The sequence below is a fragment of the Agaribacter flavus genome (genome assembly GCF_042646125.1).
Taxonomy (GTDB): Bacteria; Pseudomonadota; Gammaproteobacteria; order Enterobacterales; family Alteromonadaceae; genus Glaciecola; species Glaciecola flavus.
This window is the reverse complement of the sequence record NZ_JBHRSW010000008.1, coordinates 19287-42239: the sequence shown is the minus strand read 5'-3', so window position 1 is coordinate 42239 and position 22953 is coordinate 19287. Positions and strand designations below refer to the sequence as shown.

The 22953-nt window shown below is 41.1% G+C and carries 21 protein-coding genes and 1 other RNA gene; 15 read left to right on the top strand and 7 right to left on the bottom strand.

Annotation, left to right across the window (positions count from 1 at the left end):
• The first annotated feature begins 3 nt into the window (after nucleotides 1-3).
• From ACFOHL_RS06720 to murA, 4 genes are read left to right on the top strand one after another with little or no spacing between them, the layout of a single operon-like run.
• The gene (locus ACFOHL_RS06720; RefSeq protein WP_376919446.1) at nucleotides 4-687 is read left to right on the top strand and encodes an MlaC/ttg2D family ABC transporter substrate-binding protein; all 684 of its coding nucleotides are present in this window, start codon (nucleotides 4-6) and stop codon (nucleotides 685-687) included.
• Nucleotides 687-992, top strand: a complete 306-nt coding sequence (locus tag ACFOHL_RS06715) for an STAS domain-containing protein (protein ID WP_376919445.1) — start codon at nucleotides 687-689, stop codon at nucleotides 990-992. The genes ACFOHL_RS06720 and ACFOHL_RS06715 overlap by 1 nt, the downstream gene beginning before the upstream one ends.
• A gap of 10 nt (nucleotides 993-1002) precedes the next feature.
• Entirely contained in the window at nucleotides 1003-1251 is a 249-nt protein-coding gene (locus ACFOHL_RS06710; protein WP_376919444.1) for a BolA family protein, read from the top strand.
• Between the two features lie 11 nt (nucleotides 1252-1262).
• Nucleotides 1263-2525: a UDP-N-acetylglucosamine 1-carboxyvinyltransferase gene (gene murA / locus ACFOHL_RS06705; protein ID WP_376919443.1), complete on the top strand. Its 1263-nt coding sequence runs from the start codon at nucleotides 1263-1265 to the stop codon at nucleotides 2523-2525.
• 14 nt (nucleotides 2526-2539) lie between these two features.
• On the opposite strand, the gene ACFOHL_RS06700 is transcribed toward murA, so the two are convergent.
• From ACFOHL_RS06700 to ACFOHL_RS06690, 3 genes are all read right to left on the bottom strand, one after another.
• On the bottom strand, nucleotides 2540-3604 hold the full coding sequence (locus tag ACFOHL_RS06700) for a S1C family serine protease (RefSeq protein WP_376919442.1): 1065 nt from the start codon (nucleotides 3602-3604) through the stop codon (nucleotides 2540-2542).
• A 133-nt stretch (nucleotides 3605-3737) separates the two neighbouring features.
• The gene (locus tag ACFOHL_RS06695; protein WP_376919441.1) at nucleotides 3738-5078 is read right to left on the bottom strand and encodes a DegQ family serine endoprotease; all 1341 of its coding nucleotides are present in this window, start codon (nucleotides 5076-5078) and stop codon (nucleotides 3738-3740) included.
• Between the two features lie 73 nt (nucleotides 5079-5151).
• Nucleotides 5152-5592, bottom strand: a complete 441-nt coding sequence (locus ACFOHL_RS06690; protein WP_376919440.1) for a ZapG family protein — start codon at nucleotides 5590-5592, stop codon at nucleotides 5152-5154.
• Nucleotides 5593-5736: 144 nt separating this feature from the next.
• Between ACFOHL_RS06690 and zapE the strand changes: the two genes are divergently transcribed.
• The 6 genes from zapE (at nucleotide 5737) to rnpB (ending at nucleotide 12913) form a co-directional block, all read left to right on the top strand.
• Nucleotides 5737-6837: a cell division protein ZapE gene (gene zapE / locus ACFOHL_RS06685; RefSeq protein ID WP_376919439.1), complete on the top strand. Its 1101-nt coding sequence runs from the start codon at nucleotides 5737-5739 to the stop codon at nucleotides 6835-6837.
• 158 nt (nucleotides 6838-6995) lie between these two features.
• The gene (locus ACFOHL_RS06680; RefSeq protein WP_376919438.1) at nucleotides 6996-7718 is read left to right on the top strand and encodes a YebC/PmpR family DNA-binding transcriptional regulator; all 723 of its coding nucleotides are present in this window, start codon (nucleotides 6996-6998) and stop codon (nucleotides 7716-7718) included.
• A 225-nt stretch (nucleotides 7719-7943) separates the two neighbouring features.
• A complete protein-coding gene (locus ACFOHL_RS06675; RefSeq protein WP_376919437.1) occupies nucleotides 7944-9314 on the top strand; it encodes a hypothetical protein in 1371 nt (456 codons plus the stop codon).
• The gene (locus ACFOHL_RS06670) at nucleotides 9311-11299 is read left to right on the top strand and encodes a sulfatase-like hydrolase/transferase (RefSeq protein ID WP_376919436.1); all 1989 of its coding nucleotides are present in this window, start codon (nucleotides 9311-9313) and stop codon (nucleotides 11297-11299) included. Before ACFOHL_RS06675 ends, ACFOHL_RS06670 begins: the two co-directional genes overlap by 4 nt.
• 48 nt (nucleotides 11300-11347) lie before the next feature.
• Complete coding sequence (locus ACFOHL_RS06665) at nucleotides 11348-12466, top strand: SMP-30/gluconolactonase/LRE family protein (RefSeq protein WP_376919435.1); 1119 nt, start codon at nucleotides 11348-11350, stop codon at nucleotides 12464-12466.
• An 82-nt stretch (nucleotides 12467-12548) separates the two neighbouring features.
• An RNA gene (gene rnpB, locus ACFOHL_RS06660) (RNase P RNA component class A) lies at nucleotides 12549-12913 on the top strand.
• Here the strand turns inward: rnpB and ACFOHL_RS06655 are convergent.
• On the bottom strand, nucleotides 12908-13552 hold the full coding sequence (locus tag ACFOHL_RS06655) for a response regulator (protein ID WP_376919434.1): 645 nt from the start codon (nucleotides 13550-13552) through the stop codon (nucleotides 12908-12910). The two genes, rnpB and ACFOHL_RS06655, sit on opposite strands and share 6 nt — an antisense overlap.
• Nucleotide 13553: 1 nt before the next feature.
• On the bottom strand, nucleotides 13554-14690 hold the full coding sequence (locus ACFOHL_RS06650; RefSeq protein WP_376919433.1) for a sensor histidine kinase: 1137 nt from the start codon (nucleotides 14688-14690) through the stop codon (nucleotides 13554-13556).
• A gap of 347 nt (nucleotides 14691-15037) precedes the next feature.
• On the opposite strand from ACFOHL_RS06650, the gene ACFOHL_RS06645 reads away from it, so the two are divergent.
• Nucleotides 15038-15628 carry a hypothetical protein gene (locus tag ACFOHL_RS06645; RefSeq protein WP_376919432.1) on the top strand — a complete coding sequence of 197 codons (591 nt, stop codon included), beginning with the start codon at nucleotides 15038-15040 and terminating at the stop codon, nucleotides 15626-15628.
• Between the two features lie 58 nt (nucleotides 15629-15686).
• On the opposite strand, the gene ACFOHL_RS06640 is transcribed toward ACFOHL_RS06645, so the two are convergent.
• Nucleotides 15687-16085, bottom strand: a complete 399-nt coding sequence (locus ACFOHL_RS06640; protein ID WP_376919431.1) for a TerB family tellurite resistance protein — start codon at nucleotides 16083-16085, stop codon at nucleotides 15687-15689.
• Nucleotides 16086-16304: 219 nt separating this feature from the next.
• Nucleotides 16305-17726: an undecaprenyl-phosphate glucose phosphotransferase gene (locus tag ACFOHL_RS06635; RefSeq protein WP_376919430.1), complete on the bottom strand. Its 1422-nt coding sequence runs from the start codon at nucleotides 17724-17726 to the stop codon at nucleotides 16305-16307.
• Between the two features lie 454 nt (nucleotides 17727-18180).
• Between ACFOHL_RS06635 and ACFOHL_RS06630 the strand changes: the two genes are divergently transcribed.
• From ACFOHL_RS06630 to ACFOHL_RS06615, 4 genes are read left to right on the top strand one after another with little or no spacing between them, the layout of a single operon-like run.
• Nucleotides 18181-19386 (top strand): outer membrane beta-barrel protein, encoded by a 1206-nt coding sequence (locus tag ACFOHL_RS06630; protein ID WP_376919429.1) that lies wholly within the window; start codon nucleotides 18181-18183, stop codon nucleotides 19384-19386.
• A 25-nt stretch (nucleotides 19387-19411) separates the two neighbouring features.
• Entirely contained in the window at nucleotides 19412-19945 is a 534-nt protein-coding gene (locus ACFOHL_RS06625) for a polysaccharide biosynthesis/export family protein (protein WP_376919428.1), read from the top strand.
• Nucleotides 19946-19969: 24 nt separating this feature from the next.
• Entirely contained in the window at nucleotides 19970-22228 is a 2259-nt protein-coding gene (locus ACFOHL_RS06620) for a GumC family protein (protein WP_376919427.1), read from the top strand.
• Nucleotides 22225-22953 carry a tyrosine-protein phosphatase gene (locus ACFOHL_RS06615; protein WP_376919426.1) on the top strand — a complete coding sequence of 243 codons (729 nt, stop codon included), beginning with the start codon at nucleotides 22225-22227 and terminating at the stop codon, nucleotides 22951-22953. Before ACFOHL_RS06620 ends, ACFOHL_RS06615 begins: the two co-directional genes overlap by 4 nt.

Below are 22953 nucleotides of genomic sequence, written 5' to 3'. Positions count from 1 at the left end.
ATTATGAAAGCCATAAAAATGTTAATTGCTAAAAAACTACTTATAGTCTCCTTATTCTTATCGTTCTTCAGTTTGCTGAGCCCTTCAGCAATAGCTGAAGAAGTAAGTAAGCTCGATCCCTATAAGATGGTAGAAGATGTTGCGTCAAAAACTTTTGAAAGAATAAAAGTAGAACAAGGCAATATCAAAGCAAATCCTGAGGTACTTAGAGTGATCATGGAAGATGAATTGATGCCTTACATTGATTATCGGTTTTCAGCATTTAAAGTCTTAGGGAAATATTCTCGAAACGCTGACAAAAAAGATTTATTAGAATTTATTAGCGTGTTTCGTCAATACCTGATTACTACCTATGCAGTCGCTATGGGCTACTACGATGATCAGTTGGTGGAGTTTGAACCAGCAAAAGACTATGCAGACCGGACAGATGTCACGGTGCGAGCAGTCATTAAAGATGAAGGTAAGCCTGATATCAAAGTAGCGTTTAAAGTAAGAAAAAACAGAAAGACCAACGAATGGGAAGCGTATGACATGATCGCCGAAGGAATCAGCCTTTTGTCAAGCAAGCAAAGCGAGTTTGAAGGTTTGTTGCGCAAGGGCGGTATTCAGGAGGTCATAACATTGATGAGAGAGAGCATTAGTAAACCTATTGAGCTTGAAAGTGATCAAGAAACGAGCGCTGACTAATGGAGTTTAAAACAAAAGTTGAAGACAAAGATGCTTATCTGACAATATCAGGTGCATTAGATCGTAATTTTTTAGAAAAAGACTTTTGGGTTTCTGACGAAGCACAGACAATCTTGAAGCGAGATATCAAAACCCTCGTTGTAGATATGGAAGGCGTGGATGATGTCGATACTGCTGGTATTGCTTGGATGCTGAACTTAGCTCGAGACGCAAAAACGAATAATGTTGGCGTCAAGTTCTTGCATATACCGCCATCTCTTGTCGCATTGGCCAAATTAAGCAATGTTGATTCACTGATTTCTTAAGGAGTAGTCAATGACAAATGAAGAAGTAGCTAGCTTAGTTAAGGATAAACTAGGCTTACAAGAAGTAAAAGTTAAGAGTGAGGGAACACATTATCAAATTATTGCAATTGATGACCAATTTGAAGGCATGAGCCGAGTAAAAAAGCAACAAATGATTTATTCCCCATTGTCTGAAAAGATTGCTGATGGCACTATTCACGCTATTACAATAAAAACTTTCTCTTCTACCCAATGGGAACGCGAGAAGTTGTTCAATTAAAAAGGTAAGTAATGGACAAACTGGTTATCAATAAAAGCCCTGCTCTGAAGGGCTCGGTGCGTATTTCAGGTGCTAAAAATGCTGCGTTGCCACTCTTAATAGCCAGTTTACTTACTGATACTCCCTGTACCTATACAAATGTACCGAATCTGAAAGACATCAAAACAACGTTGGCCTTGCTGAAAGATCTCGGCGCTGAAACCAGTCAAATTGATACGAACACCGTCGAAATTAATGCGAGTCAGATAGAAAGTGTCACTGCCTCTTATGATTTGGTTAAGACCATGCGGGCTTCAATTTTGGTCTTAGGTCCTTTATTAGCGAAATATGGTAGAGCCAATGTATCACTCCCTGGTGGCTGCGCTATTGGTGCTAGGCCAGTAAATTTGCATTTATCTGGTTTGGAAAAAATGGGGGCAAAAATTGATGTAGAGGAAGGATATGTCAGAGCCTCTGTAAATGGCAAATTACAAGGTGCTCGCATATACATGGATATAGTGAGCGTCGGAGCAACAGAAAACTTGATGATGGCCGCTGCTCTTGCTACGGGTACAACGACCATTGAAAACGCGGCACGTGAACCCGAGATTGTCGATTTGGCCAATTGCTTGAATGCAATGGGCGCAAATGTAAGTGGGGCAGGGACTGACTGTATTAGTATCGAAGGCGTTGAAAAGCTTTCAGGTTGTGAATACAGTATTTTACCTGATCGTATTGAGACTGGTACCTTCTTAGTGGCAGCGGCGGCTACAAAAGGGCATATCATTTGCGAAAATGCCGCTCCTCATTCCTTAGATGCAGTAATCAATAAATTAGAGCTCGCAGGGGCAAAAATAACCCTAGGTGATGATTGGATTGAATTAGATATGGAAGGTCGGGCGCCTAAAGCAGTAAATATCAAGACCGTGCCTCATCCAGGCTTCCCAACTGATATGCAGGCGCAGTTTGTTACCTTAAATGCAGTGGCTGAAGGCACAGGCGTCGTTACTGAGACAATTTTTGAAAATCGCTTTATGCATGTTCCCGAACTTCAACGCATGGGAGCAAATATTGAGTTACAGGGTAATACCGCCATCACTCCCGGTTCTTCACGCCTAAAAGGGGCGCAAGTAATGGCGACTGACTTAAGAGCATCAGCAAGTCTAATAATTGCAGGATTAGTCGCTGAAGGTGAAACAATTGTGTCTCGCATATACCACTTGGATAGAGGCTACGAAAACATAGAAAGTAAGCTTGGTAAATTAGGTGCTAATATTAAGCGGGTAGCGGATTAAGAGTAAGCGGTGATTTAGCTGCGAGCCACTAATTGAGGGTTTAACTTCCCAACCACTGCTTTTACTTCGATTAACTCGCCATTCCTGTTTATTTGCAATGTGATATTTGTGCCGGGTTTACTCTCGGCAATTACATCCATGATTTCTAAATCAACTAGAGGCTTGCCATCAACCGCTAGGAGTATGTCGTTGATTTGGATACCAGCGTATGCTGCGGGGCTATTTTTATCTATTTGCTCGACTAAAAATCCTGAACCGTCAAGTAAGTCTTGACCTGATACACCCAACTGCCCCCTTGTCACAGTACCACTTGTGATGATTTCGTCCATAACGCGTTTTGCTAAGCCGTAAGGTACGGCAAAATTAACGCCGTCAACCTTTGTGTTACGAGATTGAAAGCTAGCATTAGTGATCCCTACGAGATAACCATTGCTATCGATTAATGCCCCTCCTGAGTTACCTTGATTTAAGGCTGCGTCTGTCTGAATAAAATCAAAGTAATTCGCTAAGCCCTTGCGTCCTGTGCGACTAACAATACCTGAGGTAATGGTTTGCCCTAAGTCGAGTGGATTACCTACCGCCATCACTATGTCTCCAACTCTAAGTTCTGGTGATTCCATTTGTGGCATAACGACTAAATCTTGGGCATCTATTTTTAGTACTGCTAAATCAGTAACTAAGTCGAAGCCAATTAGCTGAGCAGGGTAACGTCGGTTGTCTTGTAGTTGAACATAGGTACTGTCTGCGTTTCTGATGACGTGATAGCAAGTAAGCAAGTAACCCTCGTTCGACATAATAACGGCTGAGCCTAAGGATATTCTAGAGTAGGAACGATTTCTGAAAATTCCTGTATTCTCAATGCTTTGACTATATATGTTGGCAACAGCAGGGGCACTGTGCGCCAGTGCTTCGTAGTAGGAGAGCCTTGGTGGTACTGGCTTTTCACGACTCAAAATGTTGATGTTTAGCCCTTCTCCTTCGCGAAACTGCGGAAAAAATATGAGCAAAATCGCCGCGACAATACAACCCAACAGAATAGGTTTTAACAAGGTGAGCAATATTTTATGAGATATAGTCATCAGTTTTTAATTTTGCTTATATTCAAAGAGCAAGTATAGCAATTTGGTTTTGACTATTGTAAGCGAATAGCGGGAATAAAAAAATCCCCAAGTTCAGCACTATGAACTCGGGGATTCGTGTTTAGTGAATCTTTTAGCGGATAATAATGAACAGCGAGCTACTGCCTCGTTTTACATTAAGTGCAATCACACCTTCACTGTCTTCTACTCTTCTCGAGAATTCCGCAATGCTGCTGACTCTGCGTCGATTTACACCAACAATTACGTCGTCTGCTCGCAGGCCAATTCTAGCTGCAGGCGAGCGTTCAGCCACTTCTGACACAATCACTGAACCTTCCGCACTCTCAAATACTGCGCCTTCAAGTGCTGGATGTATTTCTTTTGCTTCTGCCAGTATGTCTTCTGCAGCTCCAAGCACTACGTCAAACTCAAGTTTTTCGCCATTTCTGAATATTTCTAGTTTGACTTCTGTTCCTGCGCCTAAACTACCTACTTTACCTCGCAGTTCAGAGAAGCTCCCTACCTCATTGCCATCGATACTGACAATAATATCGCCAGATTGAATACCTGCTTTTGCCGCTGCAGAACCGTCAGTGACTTCGTTTACAAATGCACCTTTATTTGTAGGTGAATTCATCGCTTCAGCTAGACCTGCATCAAGATCTCCACCTTGGATGCCCAGCAATCCGCGGCGAACTTCGCCAAATTCTATAATTTGGTCAATGAGGCTTTTCATCATATTGCTTGGGATCGCAAAACCGATACCCACGTTCCCACCGTTGGGACCAAAAATAGCGGTATTGATACCAACTAGTTCACCACGAAGGTTGACCAAAGCGCCGCCTGAGTTACCGCGATTGATAGCTGCGTCGGTTTGAATAAAGTCTTCATAGCCACCAATATTTAAGCCAGAGCGGCCTAGCGCACTGACTATGCCGGAGGTAACAGTTTGGCTTAGACCAAAAGGATTACCAATAGCTACAACAAAGTCGCCCACTCGCAACTTATCTGAATTTGCTAAGGGTAGTTCTGCTAAGTCTTCAGCGTCTACCTTGAGCAAGGCAATATCACTTTGTTCATCCGCGCCTAGTTTTTCTGCTTTGAGTTCGCGGCCATCGGTAAGTTTGACAATTATTTTGTCAGCGTTATTGACGACATGGCTATTGGTTACCACATAACCTTCTTTTGCATCAATAATGACACCTGATCCTAACCCTCTAAAAGGACGTTCTTGTTGTTGCTGTTGAGGGTTACCAAAAAAATACCTGAACATTTCAGGCACCTGTTGACGAGATGTTTGTGTGCCTTCTACAGAAATACTGACTACTGCTGGGGTCGCTTCTTCTAGCATTGGTGCCAGAGAAGGCACGTCTTTTTCAGAAAAGAAGGGAATGCCAGCTGACGCACTGGCCGTTACTATGATCGAGCACGCCGTCACGGCGGCAAACAGTAATTTTCGGGTGTAGATATTCATTTAAGACTTTACTCCTGATACTAAATACCATCTAAAGACTAGAAGTTAGGGTCATTAGTTCAGAAACCAAGAGTTACTTGATTACTTTTTCTTCTCTTTCTTTGCCCACAAACAGACCAGATGAATCATTGGCGAAGTCTCTGGGTTGTGCGTTTTCAATTTCGCTTTTTGGTGGTTTGTTTACTTCAACACTACTGTTACGTAAGAAAATACTAGCCTGTTCACCGTAAAAATTAGATTTTTCGCCTCGTTGTGATGGTTGGCTAAGCGAGGTTTCATAACTGAGTATGGAGTTATTTAAGTGTTCTACTTGCTGTTTAAGCGTATTGATTGCACTCTTTGTGGTAGTAATGTGAGATTGCGCTTGCTGCGCTAGCAAAGCTTTTAACTCTGCCTCGGAACTGGCCATTTGTTGTGATTTGCTTGCGGCTTGGTTTTGACTAATTTTCCAAGCAACGGCTGCACCTACTAACAAACCGATTATTAAACCTATTAGTACACTTATAGCGTCCATCGTTAACTCCTTGATAAGCTGTTGCCCGAGATCATTCAACATTAGCCGAATTCATGCAAGTGGATATTATGTAAATTTGTATGAAGTGAGTATAATCGAGCCACGCTTGTTTTGTGTTTATGAAAAAGTTTTAGGTAAGTTAGTATGACGCCATGGGAAAAGTATCAGGACGATTTAACACGGATAGAATTTCAATACGACCCCGCGCAAGAGCAAGCGGTTAAAGAGTTACAAAGACTTTATGATGAGTTAACGCAACCTGCAAAAAAAATAACTTGGCGGGTAAAACTTGCTTCAACCTTTGGCAAGGGTATGTCAAAACCATCCATTCAAGGCATATATTTTTATGGTGGTGTGGGTCGCGGCAAAACATATCTGGTTGATACTTTCTACGATTGCTTACCTTTTGATAATAAGTTACGCGTGCATTTTCATCGTTTTATGCACCGCGTGCATAACGAGCTAAAAAAACTCGCCAAGCAAGCCGACCCACTTAAGGTTGTAGCGAAGCAGCTAGCCGCTGAAACGCGAATCATATGCTTTGATGAGTTTTTTGTGTCGGATATTACCGATGCAATGATTTTAGGTACCTTGATGCAATGCTTGTTTGAAGAGGGGATTGTGCTTGTTGCGACGTCGAACATTGTGCCTGACGATTTGTATAAGAATGGTCTGCAAAGAGCGCGATTTCTGCCTGCGATAGAACTAATCAATCAAAATACGCGAGTGGTCAACGTCGACAACGGTGTTGATTATCGGTTAAGAACCTTGGAACAAGCTGAGATATACCATTACCCTCTTGATGATGCTGCGCAACAAAATTTAGATACATATTTTATGCAACTTGCGCCAGAAGAAGGGCAAAGCAACACTGTAATCGAAGTCGAAGGGCGAGATATCCCGGTGCTGAAAGTATCGGAAGGAATTGCTATGTTTGACTTCTTTGCACTCTGTGATGGACCACGCAGTCAGACAGACTATATTGAACTGAGTCGTGAATTCAATACGGTATTGCTGGCAAATGTCGCGCAAATGGGAGAAAGCACAGATGATATTGCGCGCCGATTTATTGCCATGGTCGATGAGTTTTACGAGCGTAAAGTTAAACTGATTATTTCAGCAGAGGTGCCTTTGGAAAAATTGTATTCAACAGGACGTTTGTCATTTGAATTTAGGCGATGCTTGAGTCGTCTGCAAGAAATGCAGTCACATGATTATCTGTCGTTACAACACTTAGCGGGCTAGCGCACAAGCTACTCTTAGTGCAGCTTAAAAGGCTGCAACAAAGAGTAGATATGCTATGATTGTACATTAAACCCTTTAGGCAGGGCTTGCGCGCGGTTTTTGATGATCGGCGAGTTAGTTAAACGTCTCCGCAGCGGGATAGGAAATAAGAGAAAGCAATGGGAAGAAAATTTGAAGTAAGAAAAGTGGCAATGGCAAAAACTGCCGCCCAAAAAACCAAAGTTTATTCTAAATATGGTAAAGAGATATACGTTTGCGCTAAGAACGGCGGTGCTGATCCCGAAGCAAACTTGTCATTGAGACGCTTAATTGAAAAAGCGAAAAAAGACCAAGTGCCAGCGCATGTAATAGACAAAGCTGTCGACAAAGCGGCAGGCGGAACAGGTGAAGATTTTGCTCCTGCGAGATACGAAGGCTTTGGTCCTGGTGGTTGCATGGTTATCGTTGATTGCTTGACCGATAATGTCAATCGAACAATTACCGATGTTAGAAATTGCTTCACTAAAACAGATAGTAAACTTGGCGCGCAAGGCTCTGCTGCGCATATGTTCGATCATCTTGCTATTTTTGGTTTCAAAGGTGATGACGATGAAGTCGTGCTCGAAGCCCTCATGGAGGCTGATGTTGATATTCATGATGTAGAAGTCGATGGTGGCGAAGTCACGGTATTTGTGCCTCATACCGAATTCTTTAAAGCAAAAACCGCTCTCTCTGAATCCTTCGACGGTATTACTTTTGACGTGGAAGAGATCACCTTCGTACCGCAAACAGAAACTGAAATTAATGAAGAAGCGAGACCCATGTTTGATAAATTCATGGACATGCTAAATGATTGTGAAGACGTGCAAAACATCTATCACAACGCAATCCTAAACGATTAAGTATACTCGCTCTTTGCTAAATATGCCCTAGCTCTGAGGAGCCTAGGGCCTCCCTCCAATGGCAGCTTACGGTTCCTGTCGACCACCAACAAAAGTATGGCTTTCCCATAAAGACCCTAGGGAAAATAAATTCCTTTACGCACAACTCAATTTACATAATATTTTTGTTAATTACATTTTGTTAACGTAATTTCATCTCTACAAACATCCTCAATGGTGAAAGCCATGTCTCATCAACCGTTTAATCTTATCTCGCGCAGAGCATTTATGCGTTCGTCCTTGGGGTGTGGTTGTTTATTTTTAGCCTCGGCATATACCCAACCAGCCCGAGCCCTTACGCTGCAGCCCTCGAGGCATGCATTATATTTACCTGACAAGCCCATGATAGCCGTTGATCCGAGCAATCCACGTTGGTTGCGTTGGACCAATGGAAAACCCTTTTTTATGAGTGGTCCTGGCGATCCTGAGAGTTTCTTGTTTCGTGGTGAGCGGCAGTCAAATGGTACTTATGAGGGTGATCAAATTGCACTCATGAATAAAGTGGCAGAAGCAGGCGCGAATTGTTTGTGGTGGGTGGGCATGCGAAGTCACGGAGGTGATGGAGGGCCGTTGGAAAACATGTTTGTAGATGGCAATCCGGACAAAGGTATCAATCATGCGGTACTTGACCAATGGGAAGGATGGTTGGCTCATGCCGAAAAACTCGGTTTGGTGGTTTCATTTTATTTTTATGATGATCAGGTGGAGGTTGAGCTTGGCGAAAACAGCTTGTCTTGGCAGCTCGATGTGTCGGGTAACTTGCATCCTCAAGAAGCACAGATGATAAATGAAGTCGTCAAGCGTTTCTCTAAATATGGAAACATTATCTGGGGAGCGATGGAAGTCGCAGACAAAAGAGGAGCCAGATTTATTCCTCATCTAAAAGCATTTTCTAAACATATTCGCGATGTCGATCCGTACTCACACCCTATTGCGATGAGTGTGGGGTTTGCCGGTGATAGTTTCGCCGATTATGCCAACGATCCTAATATTGATATCTACAGCATCATGAAACTAGAGCGTTTAAGTGCAGATGAAATTAATCAACGTGGGCTCGGTTACTACGCAGCGGCTGAAGGCCGTTACGTATGTAATTTTGCGGAAACGCATGGTTACGGTAAAGGTGAAACCGCAAGAATAAAGAATTGGGCAACCGCTATGTCAGGATGCTACCTACAGGTACATGGGCATCACGTTCACAACAATACTTTGCAGGATCTCAAAGACTGCGCGTTGGTGAGCAAATTTTTTGAACAATGTGACTTTTACTCGATGCAACCCAACAACCGACTCGCGCGAGACAAGACCAAATACGTCATGGCAGAAATAGGAAAACAGTACATTTTGTATGCTAGAGAATCAGATAAGGAAAGTACGCTCGCTTGTCTTGAAATACCTGATGGTGATTATCAAGCGTTGTGGGTCGATTGTATTTCTGGTGAGTTTTATCGAGAAAGCATGGCCCTTAAAAAAGCCAAGCGAGGCATGACCAGAATCACTAAACCCAAGCATTTTGGCGCGGAAGTCGCCGTGTATTTGCTGAGGGAATCAATATGAGATTACATCTAACGCAATGCATCATATCAGGGTGCAAACAATCTAGTGGTAAAAAGGCCTTAAGGTCTGGGTTCAAGGTAGGGTTAATTGTTTGCAGTTTATTCTTACTAGTATCAAATGCGGCAGCTAAACAACCCAATGTGCTTCTGATCATGGCAGACGACTTGGGCTTTGAAACGGTAGAAAGCTATGGAGGACGCTCATATAAAACGCCAAATTTGACGCGTTTAGCCCAAGAAGGGATCCAATTTAATCAAGCTTATGCAACGCCATTGTGCACCAACACTCGAGTACAGTTAATGACGGGGAAGTATCAACACCGTCATTGGACAGGCTTTGGTTTATTGAATCCAGATTTGAAAACCTTTGGTCATCTGATGCAAGAAGCCGGATACAGCACCGCTATTGCTGGAAAGTGGCAGCTCCAGAGTTACGATCCACCTGAATATCCTGGGGCGGAGAAGCGCCGCGGGATTGGGATGAAAATACAAGAGGCAGGATTTGATGAGTACAGCTTATTTCATGTTGCGCATACCGAAGACAAAGGCAGCCGCTATGCCTCACCTAAAATTTTTCAAAACGGCCAATTCATAAGTAATACTGAAAATAGCTATGGCCCGGACATTTGGGTAGACTTTATCGCTGATTACATGACGCGCAAAACAAATGAAGAGCGTCCTTTTTTTATGTACTACGCAATGTCTCTTCCACATGGACCAATAAATCCAACACCGCACAGCGAGGATTGGAAGGATAAGAGTAAACGTCACCTACAAGCATTAAAGTACTTTCCAGACATGGTCGAATATGCCGATTATTTGGTAGGGAAACTCATCGATAAAGTTGACGAGCTTGGCATCCGAGAAAACACTATCATTATTTTTTATAGTGACAACGGCACGCAATGGAATATCTTGTCTGACTTGGATGGAGAGTGGGTACAAGGCGGTAAGGGCTTGACTAACAATCTGGGGATTAAAGTGCCGATGTATGTGAGTTGGAAGGGGACATCACCAGAGGGAAAAACAAACAATGATCTCGTGGAATCAACGGACTTTTTCCCCACTTTGTTGGATATTGCAGGAAAACCGGGTTTAGCTAGCAATGAAAAAGTAGATGGGATCAGCTTTTATCCCCAAATGGTAGGGAAGAAAGGAAAAACACGAGATTCAGTCTATGTGCACTACGAGACTCGGCCTGGTGTAGAAAAAGACCGTTTTCATTTAGAGAGACTGGCACTTGATAAAGATTTTAAGCTCTATCACGATGGACGCCTGTATAAACCAAGTGAAGACATTTACGAAGAATGGGCGATTCTACCGGAATACGATAGCGCAGCATCGTATGCCGCTAGGGTAAAGTTGCAAAAAGTATTAGACAGTATGCTGCCCTACCAGATTTTCGACCCCGATGCAGTGCCTCGCGAAGATACGTGGCTTTCATATCAACAGGGGTTTTCTTTTGACGACAACAGTGCATGTATCGTGATGGAAGCAGAAAGCGTCGCTTACCCACGAGATGAATCTTGGATTGCTCAAAATAGTATTTCAGGGCATACAGGTAGTGGGTATATACGGGCTTTGCGTGAACAACATGAGCAACCTACAAAGGGCATCATGACTTTTGTGCTGAATATCGCAACGCCAGGGGAATGGATTATCGATGTACGTCACAGGCATGATCACTATGACAGTGCTAAAGAAAACGGTTTTTGGATGAAAATTGGCGATCAAGCATGGAAAGCGTATCACTCTGATCAAAGTGAAAAAGCAAAAGGCTGGGAGTTTGGTATTCATGAGCACAATAAACCGAGCCTACCAGTTAGTGCTCATCTCAACATGAGCGCACAAAAAATTCAGATTGCGCCCATGTTTGAACATTTTAAACTTGATCGTATTGTCGCGTATAGAAGTCACCGCACTGACTGTGCATACAACCTTTCCACACCACAAGCTAAGTTTCATCCTTGGTTTGATTATAACTAAAGGACAAGACGTACTCATATTTATGCCTTTGATACGAGGATTGAGGCTATGAAAAATTTATACATTTTCTTATGTGTAGCAGTAAACACTTTTGTTCTGTTCGGGTGTGCAAATTATATTGTTGATACAACAGAGGGAGTAAAAAACATCCCAAGTAAGCATGCAAACGACGCCAATTTAGTCAATAAATTTGATGGGCGCGAAATGCTAGCAGTGGGAGAGCATATCGGGTTTATCGAGATATTATCTCCCAAGGCAAAGGATTACTTGCGCGCCGATACACCCATTGTAATAGAGGCAAATAACTTCAATTGGATAGAGGGGCCTGTCTGGGTAGAAGCAGAAAACTTCCTGTTGTTTTCTGATGTCCCCGAAAACAAAATTTACAAGTTCAGCCCAGAGAACGGTGTATCGCTGTATATACAACCCTCTGGCTACAACAAACTTTATCCCAATGATGAAAAGAAAGGCTCAAACGGCTTAGCTATCGATAATAGTGGGCGGTTAGTGTTAATGCAGGTGGGAGATCGCAGAGTAAGCAGAATGACAGCTACGCTGAGTGACCCGCGTGCTGATTATGAAACGATTCAGTCGCACTATAACGACAAGCGTTTTAATGGCCCTAATGATATTGTTTTTCACAGTAGTGGCATGTTTTTTATGACTGATCCGCCCTATGGCCTTTCTGGAAAGTTAAGCGATCCAAAGAAAGAACTGCCGTTTCAAGGGGTGTTTCGAGTCGAGCAAAATGGTGAGGCCATATTACTTGACGATACCTTGAGCTTCCCTAATGGCATTGGCTTGTCTCCTGATGAGCGAATATTGTACGTGGCGGTTTCAGATGGACGTAAACAGTTTAAAAATGCTGCTATTCACGCTTATGATTTGAATTCTATTGGTGATGTCAGCAATAAACGTGAATTAGTAAACGGAAGTCACTTGATTGATTTACCCGGAGAACAAGGCAATTTTGACGGGATGGATGTGCATTCCAGTGGAGTTATTTTTGCCACGGCTCCCGGCGGTGTATGGCTAATAATGCCGACAGGAGAAGTGATCGCTAAGATCAGGACAAAGCAGAAAAATGGTAACTGTACCCTAAGTGCCGACGAAAAAATGCTCTACATCGCAGCCGATGGCTACTTATTGAATGTGGCATTAAAATGAAACGCGCATATACTTTAAGTATTTAGCGATGATAGAGAACTATTCGTGGGAGACTAATCAGAATTTTGTTATACTCTGCGCCGAAGTCAGCCAGACAATCGCTGCTATTAGGATATTTGTCTTAGTAGGGGAGGAAAGTCCGGGCTCCATAGGGCAGAGTGCCAGATAACGTCTGGGCGGCGTGAGCCGACGACAAGTGCAGCAGAGAGAAGACCGCCATGTTAGCCGTAAAAAGCGCTTGGTAAGGGTGAAAGGGTGCGGTAAGAGCGCACCGCGTCACTGGTAACAGTTGATGGCCAGGTAAACTCCACTCGGAGCAAGACCAAATAGGTTTCCTTCAGGTGCGGCCCGCACCGGAAACGGGTAGGTTGCTTGAGCCAGTTAGTGATAGCTGGCCTAGAGGAATGATTGTCCAAGACAGAACCCGGCTTATGGCTGACTTCAAATCAAACCCTGTTCGATAGCTTTTAATACGGCCCGCGTACGATCCCTTACACCTAACTTCGATAAGATACTCGATACCTGATTTTTTATTGTTCCCTCAGAACGAAACAGGCTGGAGGCCATTTCTTTGTTACTACAACCCGCTGCGATAAGACGCAAGATTTCTATTTCGCGTTTGCTCAGGGCTTCAGGTAATTGAGCCGAATCAAAATTATTTGCTACGCCTTGCAATCCCTTAAGTAGTTGCTCGGTAATAGTTGGCTGTATCAATGTGTCACCCTTGTGTACCTTGACTATGCTTTCCACAAGTGTTTCCAAAGATACGTCTTTTAATAGGTAACCTTTTGCACCCGCTTGAATAGCTTGGATAACTGATACGTGATCATCAAAAGTGGTAAGTATTATTGCTGGCGTGTTCAATCCTTTTTGTTTTATGGCTTTTAGAGTCTCTATACCGTTCATTTTAGGCATTCTAATGTCGAGCAAAATCACGTCGACCTCAAGGCCTTGGGAGATAGAGTCGAGCGCCTCTTCTCCATTACATGCTTCCGCTGTCACCGTGACTTGATCTGACAAAGAAAGCAGACTCTTTATGCCTTGGCGTATCAGCATTTGATCATCAACTAGGAGTACTCGAATCATCTTACTTTACCGGCACAGTGAGCGTAGTTAAAAAGTGCTGAGTATTGACGTCAAAATTGATTTCACCGTTTAGGTTCAAAACGCGCTCTTGCATCCCTCGTAAGCCATTTCCCAATGTGATGGTTTTGGGCAAATAGCCATCATTGCTTATTTGCATTTTTACGGAATCGTTATCCTGAGAAAGCGTGACCTGCATTTTTGTTGCTTTTGCGTGTTTTAGGGTATTCGTAATGGACTCTTGAATACATTTGATTAGGCAATCGGCAATTTCAATATTGTCGAGTACGACATTGTTGTCTACGGATGCCTGAATATCTAAGCTAGGAAGATGACTTTTGATCATATCAATTGTGGTTTCTAAATCGACTTTACTTTTTTCTCTAATGTCACTGACTGCGTCTCTTACATCGCTCAATAGTAATTTCGATAATTGGTGGCATTGATCGATATTGTCTTTGACGCTACCACTGGTTTTTCTACTCGCAACTTGCAGATGAATAGACAAAGCGGTTAAGTGATGGCCCAGCAAGTCGTGAATATTGCGGGCTATTCTAAGTCTTTCTCCTTGCTCAACAGCTTGCTTTAATAAGGTTTGCGTACTGATTAGTTCTCTACTTGCTCTTTCTGCTTGTTCCTTGGCTTGTTTTTCTTTTTTCAAGGCATTGATCATAATGAATGAAAATAAATTAAAACTCCAAAATAGTATTGCTGAAATGACGACGTTGTTGAATTGCCAGTAGTAGGTATAGATCAAATACAAAGGGGTAGACCACAGAGCGACGACGATTAGCCCGACTTTGAAACTAACAAAAAAGGGTAATATGCCACAAATCAAACCCATCAATATACTATTGTAGGTAAAGGGCACCAAAAAATAGATGGCGATGACAGTGACAAATAATAGGGCTAATCCAAAGCCACTCATTCGTTTATTTTTCACTAGGTTTTCTTCGGTAGTGAACACTATCCAAACGAGTAAGTAAAAAACGTACAGCGCGATGATTCCGAAAAGTTGTATGGCTGGGATCGTATGATGCTCAATGAGTAAAAACACTGAGGAACCTGAGACAGCTAACCACGTTAAGATACCGGCAATATTTTCTGCAGCGATATAGGGTTTGCAAAGCTTTGGTTTCATGCCTGTGAGTTGCTATTTTTTAGTGGACGCATGCAAAGAGTAACACAGGCACTTGCAGCATAGGTATAGGTAAAAAGTCACGTTAAATCTAATGACTAATGGCACTATGGGGCACAAATATTTACTCCTAAGATCGCCTCTCTATTGATTGTTGATATGGCTACGTTAGGGAAAATAGCCATCAAAATTTGTCTATACGAGGAGTTTATATGGTAGTGCTGCATTCGTTATTATTCTGGTCTCATATACTATTTGGTAGTTTGGCGTTGATTCTATTTTGGGTGCCGGTTTTTACACGTAAAGGATCTTTGCCTCACCGAAATTTAGGCACGTACTATAAGTACTGTATGTATTTAGTTTCCTTGGCTGGTGGCTTGATGTCTGCAATGGTAATTGTTTGGCCAACAGTCATTAAAGCCAACTACATTGTCGGCAATAATGCCGCTTTGATTGTGGAAAACATCCGGGTTTTTTGGGCATTACTGGGCTTATTGTCACTGCTTACGTTTGTTACCACTCGACATGGTATTGCTGTTTTACACGTCAAAGAGAATCGCTCCAAACTGAAACGTTGGTCATATTTAATGCCGGTCGTTGTACTCTCTGTTCTTTCACTGGTAGTTTTTAGCTTGGGTATATACAAAGTTAAGCCATTGCATATGGCTTTTGGTGTCTTAGGCGTACTGATTGCACTGGGTATCATTCGCTACACTTTCAAAGCAGAGATATCGAAAAAAGAATGGTTGTTTGAGCATATTGGCAGCACTATTGGCTCTGGAATTGGTATTTATATTGCATTTTTAAGTTTTGGTGGAAGGAGGATTTTGCAAGTCGGTGGTTGGGAAATTATGTTTTGGATCACACCTTTTGTTATCGGTATTTCTGCTTCATTTTTGGCAACTAGAAAGTACCGACGACAAATTGAGGGTGAAGCATAAAATCAGTCAAACAATATTTGCGAGTAGAAGGAGAGAATATACTCTCCTTTTTTACCATTTATGCGACAAGTCCCCGACCAAGTATGCGGTTCGACAACAAAGAGAGCAGTTCTAACTCTTCCTCGCTGCGCTTACCGTCAACTTCTGTTATTTCCATTGCCACTTCAAAGGCTCGCGCAGGATCAATGTTTAGATCTTTTCCAATTGCTCTCAAATATTGACTGGATTGCTGAGTATCTATTGCCTGACGTGACTCATGTATTGCTTGACTAATAAAAGCAGGGAGCACGACACCACTTCGCCACGGGATGTTTTCAACTAAATTACTGAGATAATCTTGCTCCGTTAGGGTCACTTTGCCATCGATTTGATAAAGCAGAACGGTCATCCGAATAAGCGCTTCATTAAATAATTGTTCTTGTTCTAATTGATCCATAAGTTTTGTCTCGATTACCATGGGCACACCCTCTTTACGGTATATATGACTTAATAGACCGAATATCGTTCACAAAAATTTTACAGAATAATTGAATAGATATTTCCATCTCTTTGGTCGAAGAGACAACAGGCAAACAGAAGAGTTCAAATTGTATGGGTGTGTTGAATTGAAAAAGCCTTTAAATTTGACAGTGCAAGGCTTCAATCGACGAAATAAAAAAGGTGGATTACTGAAATTCTAATAGGCATTTTTGTTTATGAAACCCTTGAATACCGTGGCGAAAATTATTTTTACATCAAGCCAAACTGACCATCGATGAATATAGTCTAAATCGTATTCAACTCGCTTAACCATTTTGTTGACAGTCTCAGTTTCCCCCCTAAATCCATTTACTTGTGCCCACCCAGTAATACCGGGCTTCACTTTATGCCGTAACATGTATCCTTCAATGAGTTTTCGGTATTGTTCATTGTGCGCAACTGCATGTGGACGAGGGCCAACAATAGACATACGCCCCTGCAAAACATTAATAAATTGCGGTAGCTCGTCTAAAGATGTCCTTCTTAAAAAGCCTCCGAAGGGTGTAATACGTGCATCATTTTTTGTTGCTTGTTTAACGACATCACCGTTGTCTTGCACCGTCATTGACCTAAACTTATAAACTTTGATTTTTTTACCGTCTAAGCCGTATCTGAATTGTTTAAAAAATACAGGTCCTTTTGAGGTTAGTTTGACACCAGCGGCAATAATTAACATGGGGATACTTATCATTGCTAGGATAATCGTAGAGAAAACAATATCTTCGATGCGTTTAAGTACATTGTTAGCGCCTTGAAAAGGCGTATCAAAAACACTGAGCGTTTGCACTGAGCCAACAGTTTGCCAACGCGCGTTCAAAAGATTGTAAATAAAGAAGTTGGGTATGATGTATACGTTACAGGTAGTGTCACTGCACTGATTCAGAATTTGCATTATCCTTGCTTCAGCACTCATTGGCATAGCTACGTATATGTAATCAATCTTACCTTCTTTTGCCGCTTTCACGACGTCTGCAATGGTACCAGCAACTTGGTTTTGAAATTCGTGAGGGAGTCGTTTGTCATCCCTATCATCAAAAATACCAAATAGTTGAATACCCAATTGATCATTATCTATCAACTGGTTCATTAAATTAAAACCAGAAGACGTCGCGCCAATTATCGCTGCACTGCGTGTATTCCGCCCTTTTTTTCGAACTGAAAACAATATTTCTCTAAATATTAAGCGCCATGACATAAGTGTCGGGAAACAAAGTCCAAGCCATGTTATGAGTAAATTTTGAGGTAAATTTAGAAGTGTAGGGAAGAAAAAAGAAAACAATATTATCGCTAAGAATGTTATCCCCCAAGTAATTGCTGTCATTTTTAAAAGGGTGGTAGTTGATTGTGTGCGCCATGAGCGATATAAATCTAATGCTTCAGCAAAAATATTAAATAAAATAATACCAACTAGCAGCATTATAGATGTGTCTGGTTTTATTGGAAAATGGTTGTTAAATAAAAGAAAATAGTATATGAACGTTACAGAAACTAAGTCGGTTAGTCGATAAAGCGTGGCAAAACTGCTTTTGTTTGATTGAATGATGCCCGCTCTATTACTATTGTTAATCTTATTCTTCACTCTAAAATTTCCTTTGTGTAACAGTCGGTAATCCTATATTAGATACTATCCAATCCAACCCAATTATCCATTGGGAATCTGCGATAACTAACCTAAAAAACTAATAGCGTTAGTTATAATATCCAAAATAGTTATTTACTGCACTAATATAAACGATAATTTTACTAAAAATGCTGTTTATGTAGCAAATGTGTAAATTCCGTTAATAATTAACTGTAAGTGTATCTAATTTGCTACGGGTGAGGGTATATAACATAAATTTTTTAATTCCTGTTTTTCAACTGGAACAACGTGCTGTATACTCTGCGTAGCTTAATGATGAGAAAAGTTGTGTAAAACCTCAACTATTTTCATTTGGTCTCGAAATCACTAATTGTCGTAGTTTTTTTGATTTAGATAATAGATGACAGCGACACAATATTAATAACAAGTGTATCAGTATTAAAGGATTATCATGCTTAAGAAAATAACTACTATCTTAGTTTTAGCAATGAGTGCCGAAGCGGCTTCTCAAGATGCTTTCCAACCGAGTAGTACACCGGTTGGTAGTTTTGATTTTACACCTACGATAGATCTGGGATTAAGTTACGACGACAATGTAACGAGAGTATCAAGTGACCAAATTGATAGTTGGTCTCGTCTAGTCGCTCCCCGCTTCAGACTTGTGACATCAACGGGTGTTAGTGATCTATCATTTCAGTATCGCCTCGTAAATGAGGACTTCTTCAGTAGTGACGCTGATAACTATAATGATCATTTTTTATCGGGTTCAGCCAATGTGGAATTGGACGCCAGAAATAGAATTATTGTTTCTGCTAGTTATGAAGATGGTCACGATGATAGAGATTCAAATTTCTCTATTGGATTAGGCGACAGTTTATTAGAGCCTGACCAATACAAACGTAGTGCGTTTGACGTTAAGTATAGTTATGGCGCGTTGAATGCAGATGGGCGCCTTAGTTTAAATCTTAATGTTGTTGATCAGAACTACGATTTGAATACGCCTCGTTACCTCGCAAGAGATAGAAAATTTTCTACTATTGGTGGCGTGTTCAATTATGCTGTAGCTCCGAGTGTAGACATGGTTATTGATTTGTCCCGTATATATGTGGACTACAAGTTTGCATTGAACACCTTAAACCCTTTAGATAGTAAACAAGACTCTTTATTAGTTGGTATTGAGTGGGCAGCTACGGCAAAAACGTCAGGTTTTGCTAAGTTGGGCTATCAAACGAAAGATTTTGATTCAGCAACGCGTGAAGATTTTAGTGGCGTTGATTGGGCTCTTGGTGTTTTGTGGGAACCTTTGTCATATTCTTCTATCGAATTCACTACCATGTCTGACACAAACGAAACTAATGGCGAAGGCAATTTCATTCGCCGCAATGCGCATAGTGCTGAATGGAAACACAGTTGGTTAGAAAGATTGCAATCTGGCGTGAGACTAACCTTATCTAATGATAGGTATGAAGGCCAGTTAATAAATGGACTCGATGTTAGAACAGACGACGTTCTTGGCTTAAGAACCTCAATTGATTACATAGCACGCAGGTGGTTAAAAGTGTCGCTAGCGTATTCATATAGCGAGAGAGATAGTAATCGAGATGTTATCGATTTTGATAAAAATAAGATTAGTCTTACTGCGTCGGTTGGTTTGTAATTTCTGTGACTTATAGGGGGATTATATGAAATCACTTGTATCAAAATTAGTTGTTCTAGTGTTTTTTTGCTTCTCAAGTGGAAAGTCGATGGCCAATTTAGGTGAGTATACGCTTGGGGCTGGTGACCTTGTGAATATCACAGTATTTGGTGAAGAAGATTTGTTTGTTGAAACACGAGTATCTAACGTGGGAGTGATTAAGTACCCCTTTTTAGGAGAATTACAGCTAATAGGTAAGACTGTAAATGAGGTCGAGAGAATAATTGATGAAGGATTAAGGGGGGATTATCTTATTAATCCTACAGTATCCGTCTCTGTTATTGAATATCGCCCGTTCTTTATAGATGGGGAAGTAAAGAGACCTGGAGGTTATTCATATCAGCCAGGTTTGTCTTTTGACAAAGCGGTGGCGCTTGCAGGTGGCTACACAGAAAGAGCAAATAAAGCAAAAGTAAATACCAAACGAATTATAGATGGTAGAGAAGAGTCATTAGAATTATCTGTTGGAGATATCGTTTTACCTGGCGATATTATTACCATTCCGTCCCGTTTTTTTTAATTTAAGTAGTTATTGAGAGTTTGCATGTCAATTAATCACGCGCAAAAAATAGAAAATAAAGGCACCGTCGATGATATTATAGATTTTGGGCAATATTTTCAGACAATAAAGCGGTATTGGTGGAGAATAACAGGGTTGTCTGTATTTTTGACGTTGCTCATCACTTTGGTTTTGTTGTCATTGACTCCAACCTATCAAGCTAAAGTGTCACTATTGATTGAAGCTGAACAAACTAACATCAACCCAATCGAAGAAGTATACGGCCTTGATTCTACAAGAAAGGAGTACTTTCAAACTCAATATCAAGTGCTACGGTCGAGGCAGATTGCTCAACGAGTAGTTGAAAGGATGTCGCTTCACGAACACGATTTGTTCAACAAAGAAGTTATACTCGCTAATAAAAGCAGCTTTTCTAAATGGTTCGAAAATTTCAAATATAAAATCAAAGCTAGTTTGCCTTTTTTACCTCAGGTTGAGAGAAAAACGCTTACTTCAGAGGAGCAATTAAAATCTCGTATTGGTTATGCAACATCTTTGCTCATGCAGAGTACTGTTGTCGCTCCTATCAAGAATACTCAAGTTGTCGAAGTTTTTGTTGAGTCAGCGAATTCAAAACTTAGTGCAGATATTGCAAACACAATTGCAGATGTATATATCGAAAACTATTTAGAAGCGAAGCTCGAAATGACTGGCAAAGCAACCGCCTGGCTAAATCAAAGCTTACAAGGTTTAAGAGATAAGCTAAATAGTTCAGAAGAACAATTGGCGGAGTTTGATGAACAAAATCTTATCGTTAATATTGATGGGGTCGTTGGGTTAAAAGCTGATGAAGTTCAGCAGTTAAGCGACCAATTACTTGATGCTCAACTTCAACTACAAAGGGAAGGTGTTATTTTCGAACAAATAAATCAGAATGGCGCTTCAATTGAAGATTTGGCTGTTTTGACCGAAATTCAAAACCACCCAGCGGTACAAAATGTTAAAAGAGAAGAGGTTAAATTACAGTCTCGAGTCTCTGAGCTGCAAGAAGTATACGGGCCAAAACATCCTAGAATGATATCTGCGGTCGCAGAATTAAACTCAATTAAAGATAGTTTAGATCAACAAATTTCGGGCTTGGTATCCAGTATTAATACCGACTATGGAAATTCTAGAGCAAAAGTCAGCGCACTACAAAGTGACTTAGAGTCTGCTAAAAAGGAGTTAAGACGGTTGTCTAGTATTGACAATCAAAGAAGAGTATTACAACGAGATGTAGATATAAACCAACAGTTATATGATTCATTTTTCACCCGCTTAAAAGAAACCGATCAAGTAGGTGGGTTTGAGACAGCCAATGCAAGAGTACTTGATGCTGCGATGCCACCTTCTTCTCCATCTAAACCTAAAAAGAGTGCAGCAGTTGTTGCTGCTTTTGTACTGAGTTTTGGATTTGGTGCTGTATTAGCGTTAGTTTTAGAGGCTCTAAATAGTGGTATTCGCTCTGTCGATGATGTCGAGCGAAAGTTAAATCAAAGAATGTTAGGTATTATTCCTTGGGAGCCACATAAGAAAAAAGAAAATTTGTCACTAAGGCACTTCTTCGATCCTAAACATCACTCATTTAGCGAATCTGTAAGGACACTTCGTACTAGTTTACAGCTACTTAATATCGACAAGCCTTCGCAAACAATACTAGTAACCTCCAGTGTACCCAAAGAAGGTAAAAGTACTGTTTCCATCAATCTGGCATTTGCATTGGGGCAATTGAACAACGTGTTAATTTTAGATACTGATTTGCGCAGACCTTCAATTGGTAAGCAGTTTGAGTTGCCAGGCTTTCAGCCAGGTTTAGCAAATATAATCGCCGGTACACATAGCTTAGAAGAGTGTATTGTCCATGATGAAGAATCAAATGTTGACATAATTGCGGCAGGAACTTTACCTCCAAACCCTCAGGAGTTATTAGCTTCTGACAAATTCAGTGCACTTATGGAACACTTGCGTCGTAAATACGACCATATTGTGATTGATAGCGCCCCCACACAGGCAGTGAGCGATGCTATTGTAGTATCAAAACACTGTGATTCTCTTGTTTATGTCGTAAGGTCAGACAGCACAAGCGCTAAAGTCATTAATAATGGCTTATCACGATTTGTTGAGATTGGACATCGTATTGATGGTGTAGTTTTAAATCAAGTTGACATCAAAAAAGCGAATAAAACCGGTGGTTACGCAGGCTTTTATGACCAGTATGGCTATAATAGTTATAATAGCTATAAAAGCAAAGAACAAGTAAGTTGATAGATTTACACAGCCATATTATTCCTAATATAGATGATGGCTCTCGTTCTTTAGATGAAACGATTTCTCTATGCTTGCAGTCAGTAGATGCCGGTGTTACTCATATGTTGTGTACGCCTCACATGCATTTTGGAAAGTTTGACTATTTTATTGATGATATTGCACATGCATTTAATCTTATGGTTAGTGAGGTAAAAGAGCGTAACATTAATTTGAAACTTGCTTTTGCAGCCGAAGTAAGGATTTCTCATGAAATATTAGCTCTTCAACAAGAAGGGAAACTACCGTATATAGGATTATATAACAATAAGGCAGCGCTTTTGTTGGAGCTGCCTCACAGCCATATTCCTCCAGGGGCAGATAAATTGATTAAATGGCTGTTAAATAAAAACGTTCAACCGGTTATCCCTCACCCTGAAAGAAATCGCGAAATTCTGACTAACTTCAAGAAATTATTATGGTTGAAGCAGATTGGATGCGTTTTTCAAATTACAGCCGGTTCATTGACTGGACGTTTTAAGCAAGAACCATACGAAATGGCATGGCGTATGTTAGACCAAAATTTAGTCGAATACGTAGCATCAGACCTACACTCTATAAATCGACGTCCAAACGACATGGGTGATGCATATAAGTTAGTTGAGAGTAACTTGAGTGCATCGCTTGCTCGAAAATTATTTTTGGAAAGCCCAGGCAAGATTACATCTGATATTAAGTGGCAGTAG

Excerpts from the sequence above, each read along its gene's own strand:
- ACFOHL_RS06670 (WP_376919436.1), top strand. The coding sequence starts at position 9,311 with ATGAGATTACATCTAACGCAATGCATCATATCAGGGTGCAAACAATCT.
- ACFOHL_RS06640 (WP_376919431.1), bottom strand. The coding sequence starts at position 16,085 with ATGGTAATCGAGACAAAACTTATGGATCAATTAGAACAAGAACAATTA.
- ACFOHL_RS06620 (WP_376919427.1), top strand. The coding sequence starts at position 19,970 with ATGTCAATTAATCACGCGCAAAAAATAGAAAATAAAGGCACCGTCGAT.
- ACFOHL_RS06650 (WP_376919433.1), bottom strand. The coding sequence starts at position 14,690 with ATGAAACCAAAGCTTTGCAAACCCTATATCGCTGCAGAAAATATTGCC.
- ACFOHL_RS06695 (WP_376919441.1), bottom strand. The coding sequence starts at position 5,078 with ATGAATATCTACACCCGAAAATTACTGTTTGCCGCCGTGACGGCGTGC.
- ACFOHL_RS06645 (WP_376919432.1), top strand. The coding sequence starts at position 15,038 with ATGTATTTAGTTTCCTTGGCTGGTGGCTTGATGTCTGCAATGGTAATT.
- zapE (WP_376919439.1), top strand. The coding sequence starts at position 5,737 with ATGACGCCATGGGAAAAGTATCAGGACGATTTAACACGGATAGAATTT.
- ACFOHL_RS06625 (WP_376919428.1), top strand. The coding sequence starts at position 19,412 with ATGAAATCACTTGTATCAAAATTAGTTGTTCTAGTGTTTTTTTGCTTC.
- ACFOHL_RS06715 (WP_376919445.1), top strand. The coding sequence starts at position 687 with ATGGAGTTTAAAACAAAAGTTGAAGACAAAGATGCTTATCTGACAATA.
- ACFOHL_RS06690 (WP_376919440.1), bottom strand. The coding sequence starts at position 5,592 with ATGGACGCTATAAGTGTACTAATAGGTTTAATAATCGGTTTGTTAGTA.
- ACFOHL_RS06680 (WP_376919438.1), top strand. The coding sequence starts at position 6,996 with ATGGGAAGAAAATTTGAAGTAAGAAAAGTGGCAATGGCAAAAACTGCC.
- murA (WP_376919443.1), top strand. The coding sequence starts at position 1,263 with ATGGACAAACTGGTTATCAATAAAAGCCCTGCTCTGAAGGGCTCGGTG.
- ACFOHL_RS06710 (WP_376919444.1), top strand. The coding sequence starts at position 1,003 with ATGACAAATGAAGAAGTAGCTAGCTTAGTTAAGGATAAACTAGGCTTA.
- ACFOHL_RS06630 (WP_376919429.1), top strand. The coding sequence starts at position 18,181 with ATGCTTAAGAAAATAACTACTATCTTAGTTTTAGCAATGAGTGCCGAA.
- ACFOHL_RS06700 (WP_376919442.1), bottom strand. The coding sequence starts at position 3,604 with ATGACTATATCTCATAAAATATTGCTCACCTTGTTAAAACCTATTCTG.
- ACFOHL_RS06655 (WP_376919434.1), bottom strand. The coding sequence starts at position 13,552 with ATGATTCGAGTACTCCTAGTTGATGATCAAATGCTGATACGCCAAGGC.
- ACFOHL_RS06675 (WP_376919437.1), top strand. The coding sequence starts at position 7,944 with ATGTCTCATCAACCGTTTAATCTTATCTCGCGCAGAGCATTTATGCGT.
- ACFOHL_RS06720 (WP_376919446.1), top strand. The coding sequence starts at position 4 with ATGAAAGCCATAAAAATGTTAATTGCTAAAAAACTACTTATAGTCTCC.
- ACFOHL_RS06665 (WP_376919435.1), top strand. The coding sequence starts at position 11,348 with ATGAAAAATTTATACATTTTCTTATGTGTAGCAGTAAACACTTTTGTT.